The sequence below is a fragment of the Myxococcus sp. AB025B genome (genome assembly GCF_006518215.1).
Lineage (GTDB): Bacteria > Myxococcota > Myxococcia > Myxococcales > Myxococcaceae > Myxococcus > Myxococcus fulvus.
This window is the reverse complement of record NZ_SRLW01000073.1, coordinates 24,973-37,094: the sequence shown is the minus strand read 5'-3', so window position 1 is coordinate 37,094 and position 12,122 is coordinate 24,973. Positions and strand designations below refer to the sequence as shown.

Sequence of the window (12,122 nt, the reverse complement as noted above, 5' to 3'; positions counted from 1 at the left end):
TCCCCGCCGCGCGCGGCACCGCCCCCTCCAGCGCCCGCTGGTCGAACACATTCACGGAGGTCTGCACGCAGCCGAACGCCCCGTTGGACAGCGCCACCTGGAGCGCGGCGTTGTCCCCCGAGTACGCCGCCACGCGCACCTTGCCCTGGGCGACCGCGCGCCGCAGGGCGTCCACCAGCTCCGTGCGCCGCAGCACCTCCTCGGGACACGAGTGCAGGTGCATCACGTCGACGTAATCCGTCCGCAGCCGCCGCAGCGCCTGGTCCACGCCTCGCGTGATGCACTCGGGCGTCCAGTCCTCCACCCCCGGCACGCCGTAGCCACACTTGGTGGACAGGACGACGTCGCCCCGGCGCGCACCGAGGAACCGGCCGATGCGCTCCTCGGACGCGCCGTAGCTCGGCGCCGTGTCGATGAGGTTCACCCCCGCGTCCAGCGCTCCGAGCAGCAGGGCTTCCACCGCCCGGTCCTCCAGCTCCGCGCTCCCCAAGGGCCCCGCGCCCAGCCCCAGCGCGGACACCTTCAGGCCCGTCATCCCCATCGGACGGCGCTCCAGACGTTGCACGGTGACAGCCTCCTCGCGCGACCCGCAGGGAACGGACCGGCGGGTCAGCATGTCACGCCGCACGTCGCGTCGGTCAGCGCTCCTTGCGCGCGGCCAGGTCGATGAAGCCCCGGATCCAGGCCAGGTTCACCTGGTGGCACGCGTCCAGGCTCGTGGGCGTGGTGGTCTCCAGCGCCGCCGTGTACGGCACGCCCTGGCGCATGTACCAGTCCGTCACGCTGCCGTCGTGGTACCAGATGAGGCCCGCGTCATCGGTGAAGTTGTTCTCGTCCACCTTCTGGTTGCGAATCACCGTGGCGTGCTTCGACGCGGCGTCGACGAGCGGCAGGTACGCGGCCTTGTCCCCGAAGACGTACGCATATGTCGCGGCGCCGCCCAGGTAGTTGTCCTGGTGGATGTCCAGCGCGGCGTTCGGCGCGGGCCAGCGCGCCAGGTCCGCGCGCACCGCCCGCGTCTCCTTGGGCCCGCCGTCGTAGAGCGCCCAGCGCAGGTGCGCCTGGCCGGGGTTCAGCTCTCCTCGCCACTCGCCCGGCGCCACCTCGTAGCGCATGAAGTCGTTGTTCGGCTTCTCCCCGCTGCGGTTGTAGCGGGTGCCGTCCTCGAAGCCGGAGGGGTTGATGCACGGATACACGCGCAGCCCCACGCCGCGCTCCTTCGCGTAGGCCACCACCTCCGGCAGGCGCTCGGCCAGCGTGAGCGGACCCGCGGGCTCCTCACCATGGAAGCCGGAGGTGATGACCAGCCAACGCTCACCGGGCACGGTGATGCGGAAGAGCGGGTAGGTCTGCCCGCCCTCGATGACGTGTCCGTATTCGGCCACTTCACCGAGGTTCTCGAAGGAGCGGATGCGTTGCGCGTAGTCGGTGTACCGGTATCTCACGCTCCCAACCTATGCGCGGCGCGCCTCGTCGCCTACCCATTCCTACCCGCGGGCAGACGAAGGCCGTTGAGTGGGGGACGCGGCTCCTCACTCCAGGCCGGTGCGCTCGCGGAACTCCGTGGCCAGCGCCTTGCGCTGCTCGGGCGTGAGCGTGCCGTGCACCTCCAGCGCGGCGTCCGTCGCCTGGTGGGCGAACGCGCGCAGGGCCTCGATGCGCTCGTCCACCAGCGCGTGCAGCCGCTTCGCGTCGGGCGTGGCGGACTCCAGCTGGCCCACCACTTCCGAGCGCACCCCGCGCTGCTCCTCGGCCAGCTTCGCGCCCTGCTCGAGCATGCGGTCCTTCACCGCGTGGATGGACTGGCGCTGGGCCTCCGTCGCGTCCAGGTCATCCAGCTTGTCGTTGAGCTTCCACGTCACCACCTGCTTGATGCGCTCGGGGTTGTGGCCCCAGCCGTGGTGCCCTCCGCGAAAGGCGAAGCCGCTGAGCAGCACGACGGCGACGACGGCGGAACTGGCGATGGCGAGCTTCTTCATCATGGTCTTCTCTCCGGCAAGGGGCGCGCGGAAAGCGGCCCCGGTGGCTGCGCCGTACTGGCGACGCTGTCCAATGTGCCGGCCGGGTTTTGGGCGCGCTTGTACCGGGCGTGAAGAAACATGAAGGCCCGTGCGCCCCCGGAGTTCCGCCCCGGACGTGCTCGCCTGGACGCCGGGTGGGGAGGCGCGCGGAGTCAAGTTCTCCGAGGGCCCCGGGCCGCCATTTTCCGACGGGGACACGACGGCGCAAGAGGCCGATTTTCCGGCCTCCAGGGCCCCTCGCGCGCGGGGCGCACACTGGACTGGCGAGCAGGGGGCGAGGGCCATACTGTTCGCCTCACCATGTCCTTTACCCACCTGCACCTTCACACCCTGTACTCACTGCTCGATGGGGCCATCCGGATGAAGGACCTCATCAAGACGGTGAAGGAGAAGGGGATGACGAGTGTCGCCGTGACGGACCACGGCAACATGTTCGGCGCCATCGACTTCTACAAGAAGGCGAAGGACGCGGGCATCAAGCCCATCCTCGGCATGGAGGCGTACGTCGCCGGCCCCAAGGGGCGTGAGGACCGCTCGGAGAAGGTCTCCCACCACCTCATCCTCGTGGCGAAGAACGCGGAGGGCTACGCCAACCTGCGCTACCTGTCGTCCACGGCGTACATGCAGGGCTTCTACTACCACCCGCGCATCGACAAGAAGGTGCTCGCCGACCACAGCAAGGGCCTGTTCGCGCTGACGGCGTGCCTGGGCGGCGAGGTGACGAGCGCGTGCTTTCGCGGGGACATGGACCACGCCCGCCGCGCGGCCCAGGAGTACAAGGACATCTTCGAGCCCGGGCACTTCTTCCTGGAGGTGCAGTCCAACGGGATGCCCGAGCAGGACAAGGCCAACGAGAACCTGATGCAGCTGTCGCGGGACCTGGACATCCCGCTGTGCGCCACCGCGGACGCGCACTACATCAAGCGCGAGGACGCGCGCGCACACGAGCTGCTCATGTGCATCGCCAGCGGCAAGACGCTGGCGGACAACAAGCGCCTGAAGCACGCCACCGACAAGCTCTACGTCACCAGCCCCACGGAGATGCTGGAGTTCTTCAAGGACACGCCCGAGGCGGTCCACAACACCCAGCGCATCGCCGAGCAGTGCAACCTGGAGCTCAAGCTGGGCAAGCCCATGCTGCCCACCTTCAAGGTGCCCGACAGCCACACGCCGGACAGCTTCATGGCGGAGCTGGCCTACGAGGGCCTGCGCGAGCGCTTCAACGAGCTGGCGGCCACGGTGACCTACCCCATCGACCGCGAGCAGTACCAGGCGCGCCTGTCGCTGGAGATTGGCGTCATCCAGAAGATGGGGTTCAGCGGCTACTTCCTCATCGTCCAGGACTTCATCAACTGGGCGAAGAAGATGGGCATCCCCGTGGGCCCGGGCCGTGGCTCCGGCGCTGGCAGCCTGGTGGCGTACGCGCTGCGCATCACCGACGTGGACCCCATCCCGTACAACCTCCTGTTCGAGCGCTTCCTGAATCCGGAGCGCGTGTCGATGCCCGACTTCGATATCGACTTCTGCCAGGACCGGCGCGACGAGGTCATCCAGTACGTCGGCCGCAAGTACGGCGAGATGAACGTGGGGCAGATCATCACCTTCGGCTCGCTGAAGGCCAAGAGCGTGCTGCGCGACGTGTGCCGCGTGTTCGCGCTGCCGTTCAGCGAGGGAGATCGCATCGCGAAGCTGGTGCCGGAGGTGCTCAACATCACCTTGAAGGAGGCCATCGAGATGGAGCCTCGCCTCAAGGAGATGATGGAGAAGCCCAGCAACATCGGCGAGGTGGAGGGCAAGCCCGTCACGACGAAGGACGTGCTGGAGATCGCGCTCGCGCTGGAGGGCCTGCACCGCCAGCCCGGCATGCACGCGGCCGGCGTGGTCATCGCCGACAAGCCCCTGTGGGAGTTCGTGCCCGTCTACCAGCCGCCGGGTGAGAAGACGCTCATCACCCAGTTCGCCAAGGACGAGGTGGAGGCGGCGGGCCTGGTGAAGTTCGACTTCCTCGGCCTGAAGACGCTCACGGTGATTCAGCACGCGCTGGACCTGGTCAAGCGCAACCACGGCAAGGACATCCCCCGGCACGAGATTCCGCTCAACGACGACAAGGTCTGGGAGCTGATGGCCAAGGGCGACACGGCCGGCGTCTTCCAGATGGAGTCCAGCGGCTTCACGGAAATGGTGGTGAAGCTCAAGCCGTCCTGCTTCGAAGACGTCATCGCCGCCGGCGCCCTCTACCGCCCGGGTCCGCTGGACTCCGGCATGGTGGACGTCTTCATCAACCGCAAGCACGGCCGGGAGAAGGTGTCGTATCCGCACCCCGCGCTGGAGCCGGTGCTCAAGGACACGTACGGCGTCATTGTGTACCAGGAGCAGGTGATGCAGATTTCGCAGGTCCTGGGTGGCTACACCCTGGGCCGCGCGGACCTGCTTCGCCGCGCCATGGGCAAGAAGAAGGCCGAGGTCATGCAGGCCGAGCGCGCCGGCTTCCTCGAGGGGTGCGCGAAGAACAACGTCGACCTGAAGGTCGCCGGCGAAATCTTCGACCTGATGGAGAAGTTCGCTGAGTACGGCTTCAACAAGAGCCACTCGGCGGCGTACGGCCTCGTCACGATTCACACCGCGTGGCTGAAGGCCCATTACCCGTGCGAGTTCATGGCGGCCCTTCTCTCCAGTGAGAAGGACAACACGGACAAGGTGGTGAAGCACATCGGCGAGGCGCGCGAGTCGGGCCTGCAGGTGTTGCCGCCGGACGTGAACCAGTCGGACCTGCAGTTCGGCGCGGTGGACGGGAAGATCCGCTTCGGGCTGGGCGCCATCAAGGGCGTGGGCGAGGGCGCCATCGAGTCCATCCTGGACGCGCGCAAGGACGGGCACTTCAAGAGCCTGTTCGACTTCTGCGAGCGGGTGGACAGCCGCAAGGTGAACCGCAAGGTGCTCGAGGCGCTGGTGAAGGCGGGCTCGTTCGACTTCGAGAAGCGGCCGCGTCGGCAGATCTTCGACACCATCGAGAAGGCGATGAACCGGGGCTCGGCCAGCCAGAAGGACAAGGCGGCGGGGCAGAGCTCGTTGTTCGGGATGCTGGCGGGGCCGGCGTCGGGTGGCGCGGGGCTGAAGGACGACTACGTGGTGGTGGAGGAGTGGTCGGAGAAGGAGCGGCTGGCGCTGGAGAAGGAGGCCATCGGCTTCTACGTGTCGGGCCATCCGCTGCATCAGTACGACAAGGAGCTCAAGCGCTACGCGAAGCCGATCACGGCGGTGCAGCGCGCGCGCAAGGACGACAAGCTCACGGTGGCGGGGGTCGTCACGGTGCTGCGCGAGCGGCCGACGAAGACGGGCAAGCGCATGGCGTGGGTGACGATTGAAGATTTGTCGGGCTCCATCGAGCTGGTGTGCTTCCCGGGCAAGGAGGGGACGCGCAGCGTGATGGGGAGCAACGGCAAGTGGACGAAGCAGGGGCCCAAGCCGGGGTTCGAGAACTGGGAGCACCTGCTGAAGTCGGACGACCCCATCCTGGTGACGGGGACGGTGCAGATCAGCCAGCGTGACGAGGACTCGCCCACGCCGGAGCTCATCGTCGACAACATCCAGAGCCTGAAGGAGGTCCGTGAGAAGCGCACCAAGCGGCTGGAGCTGCGGGTGCCGGCGGACCTGCTGACGGAGGACCGGGTGGCGAAGCTCAACGAGCTGGCGAAGAAATACGCGGGAGCCACGCCCGTGGCCGTCAGTGTGCTGTTCCCCGGTGAGGCGGAGGCGCTCATCGGGAACACGTCCCTGAAGGTCCAGGTGCATGACGACCTGCTGCTCGCCGTGGACCGACTGTTCGGGATGAAGGTGGTCGAGTTCGGGTGATGGACTGATTCCTCCGGCCCTGATGGGGCCGGAGGGACCCCGTCTGGAGTGCCACGAGAGGGACCCTTTCGTGGCTACAGTCCGCGGAATGTGGCTGCTCCGTGGGTGCGTCCTTGGATTCGTGCTGTGGGTCGGTGCGGCTTGTGGTCCCTCGACGGCTCATGTTCGAGGCGAGGCCGCAGTGGTGGGCACGTGTTCGCGCGCTCATGAAGAAGAGTGCGTGGTGCTCGCGTGTGACGGGGGCGCCTGCGGCCTGTTCGGCTGTGAGGACGTCGACACCGGGGCTCCACAGGTAGAGCCCGCCCTGGCGATGCGTCCGCCACCTCGGGCCCCTCCGGCCTTCCGCAATCACCGGAGCCTGGGGCTGCGCGCGGGTGCGCGGCCGAGGATGACGTTCCACTTCCGCTACCGCGAGGGCTTCGTGCCCGCGCTACCTCGCGAGCCAGGGAAGCTCGTGCATCACCACTTGTTTCCGCAGCAGCCGGAACTCGCTCAGTGGTTCCGAGCGAACGGAGTCGACATCCACAAGTTCACCATTCTGATTCCCGAGCACATCCACCGGAAAATCCACAGTGGAACTGGGCGTGGCGGACTCTGGAACCAGGCCTGGAGGAACTACCGGACCAGCAAGAGCAAGCAGGGCGGTCTTGTCACGCCAGAAGAGCTACATCGAAAGGCGGTCGAGCTCATTTTTCGCTTCGAACTGACAGGTCCCGTGGTTCCCTACAACGCTCCCTTGGCGCCGTTCAACTCGATGCCTCAGTTGCGTACTCCCTAGAGGTCCCGTGAAGTTCTATAAGATTGATGAGGACACGTCGCTCAGAGTCACCGGACGGCTGGATGCGGTGAACAAGTGGTGCTTGCCGGGCGTGGAGCCTTGTCCGGCGTGCCGGCTTGGAGGAGGCGCAACGTGGCTCGCCTATCCCTGTGTAGACCTCTCCGGGCTGCCGCCTGAAGTGTTGCGGAAGCTGAAGGACCCATGGCCTGTTCCGTTCGAGGAGTTCTCACGACTGCGTGAGCAGGTTCGCCCGTTGGCGCCTCCCTGGGCACTGCTGGAGCCGGGCACTCATTTCGGGCCCTGCACTGGAAAGGGCTCGGGACGCTTTGGTGCGCTCTTCATGCAGGACTCTTCCGCGCTCTTCCTTCGCCGCGAGGTTCTGGATCGCCTTCGGGCAGAAGGGGTCAGGGGGCTCCACGGTTGTCCCATCGACGTTCGGTTCCGAGGCGCGAACCCACCTGATCTGCTCCAGCTTCAACTGGAGCTTCATGGGCGGCTTCATTCAACGGGCCTTGCTCCCAATCGGAGCGAGCCTTGCGCCACATGCGGCAGGCGCTCCGAGGCCTGGCCTGAACACCTTATCTTGGATGCAGCCTCGCTTCCCCTGGATGTGGATGTCTTCCGGCATCGTGAAGGCTGGGCAACCCTGATTGTCACCGAGCGCTTCGTGGATGCGGTGAGGCGATTGGGGCTGGATGGAGTGGCGTTCCTTGAACTCGAGGTTCGCTGAAAGCGGCTGCCGTGCTTCTCCGTCAGCGCGCCGCTTTCGCGTGGGTGAGGTACGGTGCGCTCACTCTCGCGGGAGGTCGTGATGGACGCCACGTACAAGTCGCTGCGCATCGAGAAGGCGGATGGAGTCGCCGAGGTGGTTCTGCTGGGCCCGGGGCGTGGCAACGCCATGGGCCCGGACTTCTGGCGGGAGATGCCGGAGGCCATCCGCGCACTCGATGACGATGACTCCGTCCGCGTGGTGCTCGTCCGTGGCAACGGCGACCACTTCACCTACGGCCTGGACCTCATGGGCATGATGGAGTCCCTGGGGCCTCTGCTCACCGGCGACAACAACCTCGCCCTGGAGCGCACCCGGCTGCTCAAGCTCATTGGCGACATGCAGCAGGCCACCGAGGGCCTCGCCCGCTGTCGCAAGCCCTTCATCGCCGCCGTGCATGGCTGGTGCATCGGCGGAGGCATGGACCTCATCGCCGCGTGTGACTTCCGCTACTGCTCGCGCGACGCGAAGTTCTCCCTGCGCGAGGTGAAGGTCGGCATCGTCGCGGACCTGGGCGCCCTCCAGCGTCTGCCCCGCATCATCGGCGAGGGCCACACGCGCGAGCTCGCCTATACCGGCGGCGACGTGGACGCCGAGCGCGCCCTGCGCATGGGCCTCGTCAATGAGGTGTTCTCCTCCGCCGAGGAGCTGCTCACCCAGGCTCGCGCCACCGCGCGCCGCATCGCCGAGAATCCTCCCCTCGTCGTCCAGGGCGCCAAGCAGGTCATGGAGTACTGCGCCGACAAGTCCACCGCCGACGGCCTGCGCTACGTCGCCGTGTGGAACTCCGCGTTCCTCCAGTCCCACGACCTCGCCGAGGCCTTCTCCGCCTTCGCCGAACGCCGCCCCGCCAGGTTCCTGGGCCGCTGATTCCACCGACGTTCCTGGCCTGGGCGTCCCATGGAATGGCGGAGCGGGTTGGCTGGCCGGACCGTGGGCGCCTCAATCGTGGTGGCGAGGCGCTCAGCTCCTGCATGGCAGGGGCGCGCACTCCCGCGCCTGGCCTTCCGCGCGGAAGGGTGCGCATCTCTCCACCGCCGCTATTGCCTCGTGCCTCCTTCCGGGTTCGTCGGAAGCAACCTCCCGGCTACACATTGAATCAATACCTGTCTGGCTCTTCGGGTGGGTGTCTGCCTTTCTTGCCAGGCAATGCCTTTAATATCCTGCGTGGAACCGGGGCTGTCCTCCAGTGAGCGGGCCCGGCCAGCAAGACCCTGCCAGCCTGCCCGCTGAATGCGCTCGGGAGTCATCAAGGCGCCAGGGAGGTCCTTGAAGACTCCTCGCCTCGTCCTCTCCCCGCAATGTCAACCATTCGCTGTGCTGCCTTGTCTGTGGCGCAATTCCCTTTCCTGTGCGCTATATGGCGGCCTGGGTTTGATTGGCGCGGGCTCGCGACCCTCGGGTTGTGAGTCCTCTCTTTGTGGAAAGGTCCTTTCTGTATGTATTTCTTGGCGGGGTTCCGTCCGACGGGGGCGCTTGTCAAGCTGCTCCCGATGCTGTTCGGAGCATTTCTTGCGGCAGGTTGTGGTGTTGCGGAAACGCCCCACCAGGAAGCTCCGGTGGCGCTTGCGAACCAGGGCATGACCCAGGCTGCCAGCCGCGCACCTCCGGCGCGAATGGCTGCCGGACAGGAGCATTCCCTGGTCATCCGTCCTGATGGGACGGTCTGGGCCGCGGGGTCCAACGTCTATGGCCAGCTTGGGGACGGGACCTATATCGACCGGGCTCAGTTCGTCCGGGTCCAGGGGCTGACCCATGTGGTCGCCGTCGCAGCCGGGCTCTCCCACTCGTTGGCGTTGCGCGCGGACGGTTCGGTGTGGGCCTGGGGCTCCAATTCCTCGGGACAGTTGGGTAACGGCTCCGGCGAAGACAGCGCCCTTCCCACGCAGGTTCCAGGGCTGACTGGCATCACCACCGTTGGCGCGGGCACGGAACACTCCCTGGCCGCACGCACGGACGGGACGCTCTGGGCATGGGGCTTCAACGGAGATGGGCAGTTGGGCAACGGCTCCGTGTCCTCGCGCACGACGCCAGTCAAGGTGGGGACGACCCTCGGCAACGTGGTTGCGCTGGCGGGAGGCAGTGCCCACTCGATGGCGCTGCGCGCGGATGGAACCGTCCATGCGTGGGGTGCTGGTGCCAGCGGACAGCTCGGTAATGGCTCGACGGCCCGTCGCCTCACCCCAACCCAGGTCCCCGGGCTGACCCACGTCAATGCCATTGCCGCGGGAGACAGTCATTCTCTCGCGCTGCAGGCGAATGGTGCTGTCAAGGCCTGGGGCAACAACGCCTATGGTCAGTTGGGAGACGGGACCCTCACGAACCGACTGACTCCAGTTCAAGCGGCGGGGCAGGGGACCTGGACAGCCATTGCTTCGGGGTTGTCTTCCTCCATCGCTGTACGGTCGGATGGAACCATCTGGGCCTGGGGCTTCAATGCCTATGGGCAGCTCGGCGATGGGACGCAGGTGGACCGTACCAGTCCCGTCCAGGTCAGCGGCTTGTCTCAGGGCCGGATGGTGGCCATGGGGAGCACGCACACGCTGGTGCTCTTGTCCTCGGGACTGGTCAAGTCATGGGGAGGGAACTTCCTGGGACAACTCGGCAACGGAACGTTGCAGGACCGTGCGACTCCGGGCTCCACGAATGTCCGATCGGGATGGAGCAAGGTCGCCCCAGGCGGCGCGAGCAGCTACCGTGCCTTCACCTTGTTCTTGAGGCCGGATGGAACGCTCTTGGCTTCTGGCGACAACAGCGAAGGTCAGTTGGGCAATGGAACCACCAATGACAGCGCCATTCCCGTGCCGGTCGCGGGCTTGGGTTACGTCGTGGATGTTGCCGCGACGGACCACTCTCCTGTCGCGGTCCTGGCGGACGGGACCGTGTGGACCTGGGGTGGTTCCGGCGATTCCCTTCTTCCCCAGAAGCTCAGCGGAATTGCCAACGTGATCGCCGTCGCCGCTGAGTCGTGGACAGTGCATGCCCTCAGAGGGGATGGAACCGTGTGGGCTTGGTCCACCTTGGGGTCGAACACAACGCCCATTCAAGTGCCCGGCCTCTCCAGCGTGGTGGCCATCGCGAGCGGTGACTACCATACCCTCGCATTGCGTGCGGACGGCAGTGTCTGGACATGGGGCAGCAACACCTACGGACAGTTGGGCGACGGGACGACAACCTCACGTACCATCCCCATGCAGATTGGAGGCGTGAGCAACATCGTGGCCGTCGCGGGTGGCTCATACCACTCTTTCGCGCTTCGTGCAGATGGCACCGGTTGGACTTGGGGCTCGAACGCCTCTGGCGCGCTTGGGGACGGCACTCGGATTGATCGCCATTTACCGGTTCAAATCACGGGGCTGGCGGGAGTGACGGAGATCTCCGCGGGCTATTCCCAGTCCATGGCTCTGGCCGGTGATGGCTCCGTCTGGATCTGGGGAGGAGGGCTGCTTGGAGACGGGTCGGAGGGCTCCGTCAGCCAGCCCATGCGACTGGCGGGTGTGAGCGAAATCACCGCGGTCACGGCGGGCAGTGGGTACTCATTTGCGCAGCGCGCGGACGGAACGCTCCTGGCGTGGGGGGCCAATCGCCACGGCCAGCTCGGCAACGGGGTTTCTGACCGGCGAGAGGTCCCTTACCGGCTTCCTGGCTTGACGGACATCGTGGGTGTCGCCGCGGCACACATGACCTCCGTTGCGCTCCGTTCCGACGGAACTGTCTGGGCATGGGGGGCTGGCAATGGCTGGTCCCATGTACCGAAGCAGATTCCTGGCGTGAGTCAGGTCGTGGAGGTCGCCGCTGGCTATTGCCACTTCATGGCTTTGCGTTCGGATGGGACGGTGTGGACCTGGAGCGCGACCCCCTGTGGTCTCGACTTCGAGAACCATGGGCAGATGGGCGATGGAACCCGAACCTACCACTCCGCGCCGGCGCCCGTTCCAGGATTGAATCGCGTGATTGCGATTGCCGCGGGGAAGTATCATTCACTCGCAGTTCGCTCGGATGGCACGGTCTGGGGGTGGGGCTACAACGCCACGGGCGCCCTGGGGGACGGAACGATTGCAGATCGTCTCAGTCCTGTTCGGGTTTCCGGGTTGACTGGGGTCGTCTCCGTGTCGGCGGCCTACACGAGTTCGATGGCGCTGGACGTCGCCGGCAGGGTTTGGGCTTGGGGGGATAATCAGGGGGGCATTCTGGGAACTGGGCAGAGCGCTTCCAATTTGCTCTACCCTGTGCAGATCCCCTCTTTGACGGGAGTGGTGGAGATTGCGTCGGGGGACTTTCATTCCCTGGCTCGACGTTCGGATGGTTCCCTTTGGGCGTGGGGCTCCAATGGCCGTGGCTCCGTAGGCAACAGCCCTCTTCGAACTGTCAGCACCCCCATCCAGGTCCTGAGTTCAGTGAGGAGCTTGGGGGCTGGTGACTATTCTTCATATGCGACTCGCAACGATGGGACCCTGTGGGCCTGGGGAGACAACGATTTCGGACAGCTTGGGGACGCCAGCACGACGAACCGGTTTGCTCCTGTGCGTGTCTCCGGGGTGTTCGACGCAGTGACCTCGGCGGGGGGGAGCTACCACTCCCTGCACCAGTCCAGCGATGGCTCTGTCTGGGTCTCCGGGGACAACATCTTCGGACAGTTGGGGGACGGTGCTCCAGCCGCGCAAGAGTTCTGGCCGGTGCCGGTCCTCTTGCCTCAGTAACC

General features: G+C 66.2%; 8 protein-coding genes. 5 read left to right on the top strand and 3 right to left on the bottom strand.

All coding sequences use genetic code 11. The features are described from left to right. The 3 genes from FL311_RS14785 to FL311_RS14775 form a co-directional block, all read right to left on the bottom strand. The coding region (locus FL311_RS14785) for an aldo/keto reductase (protein ID WP_228556877.1) at positions 1–565 on the bottom strand (565 nt) is incomplete at its 3' end. 73 nt (positions 566–638) lie between these two features. Continuing rightward, the gene (locus tag FL311_RS14780) at positions 639–1,445 is read right to left on the bottom strand and encodes a M14 family metallocarboxypeptidase (protein WP_141325789.1); all 807 of its coding nucleotides are present in this window, start codon (positions 1,443–1,445) and stop codon (positions 639–641) included. Between the two features lie 87 nt (positions 1,446–1,532). Beyond that, positions 1,533–1,982: a Spy/CpxP family protein refolding chaperone gene (locus FL311_RS14775; protein WP_141325788.1), complete on the bottom strand. Its 450-nt coding sequence runs from the start codon at positions 1,980–1,982 to the stop codon at positions 1,533–1,535. Between the two features lie 339 nt (positions 1,983–2,321). Here FL311_RS14775 and dnaE point away from each other — a divergent pair, with 339 nt between their 5' ends. The 5 genes from dnaE to FL311_RS14750 all read left to right on the top strand — a co-directional run bounded on the left by dnaE (position 2,322) and on the right by FL311_RS14750 (position 12,120). Further along, positions 2,322–5,873 carry a DNA polymerase III subunit alpha gene (gene dnaE / locus FL311_RS14770; protein WP_141325787.1) on the top strand — a complete coding sequence of 1,184 codons (3,552 nt, stop codon included), beginning with the start codon at positions 2,322–2,324 and terminating at the stop codon, positions 5,871–5,873. A 22-nt stretch (positions 5,874–5,895) separates the two neighbouring features. Then, positions 5,896–6,651, top strand: a complete 756-nt coding sequence (locus tag FL311_RS14765; RefSeq protein WP_368668572.1) for a TIGR02269 family lipoprotein — start codon at positions 5,896–5,898, stop codon at positions 6,649–6,651. Positions 6,652–6,658: 7 nt separating this feature from the next. Beyond that, complete coding sequence (locus FL311_RS14760) at positions 6,659–7,381, top strand: double-CXXCG motif protein (protein WP_141325785.1); 723 nt, start codon at positions 6,659–6,661, stop codon at positions 7,379–7,381. 81 nt (positions 7,382–7,462) lie between these two features. Next, positions 7,463–8,290: a crotonase/enoyl-CoA hydratase family protein gene (locus FL311_RS14755; protein ID WP_141325784.1), complete on the top strand. Its 828-nt coding sequence runs from the start codon at positions 7,463–7,465 to the stop codon at positions 8,288–8,290. 569 nt (positions 8,291–8,859) lie between these two features. Next, positions 8,860–12,120: an RCC1 domain-containing protein gene (locus FL311_RS14750; RefSeq protein WP_141325783.1), complete on the top strand. Its 3,261-nt coding sequence runs from the start codon at positions 8,860–8,862 to the stop codon at positions 12,118–12,120. Positions 12,121–12,122: the final 2 nt, after the last annotated feature.

Excerpts from the sequence above, each read along its gene's own strand:
- FL311_RS14775 (WP_141325788.1), bottom strand. The coding sequence starts at position 1,982 with ATGATGAAGAAGCTCGCCATCGCCAGTTCCGCCGTCGTCGCCGTCGTG.
- dnaE (WP_141325787.1), top strand. The coding sequence starts at position 2,322 with ATGTCCTTTACCCACCTGCACCTTCACACCCTGTACTCACTGCTCGAT.
- FL311_RS14750 (WP_141325783.1), top strand. The coding sequence starts at position 8,860 with ATGTATTTCTTGGCGGGGTTCCGTCCGACGGGGGCGCTTGTCAAGCTG.
- FL311_RS14765 (WP_368668572.1), top strand. The coding sequence starts at position 5,896 with ATGGGGCCGGAGGGACCCCGTCTGGAGTGCCACGAGAGGGACCCTTTC.
- FL311_RS14755 (WP_141325784.1), top strand. The coding sequence starts at position 7,463 with ATGGACGCCACGTACAAGTCGCTGCGCATCGAGAAGGCGGATGGAGTC.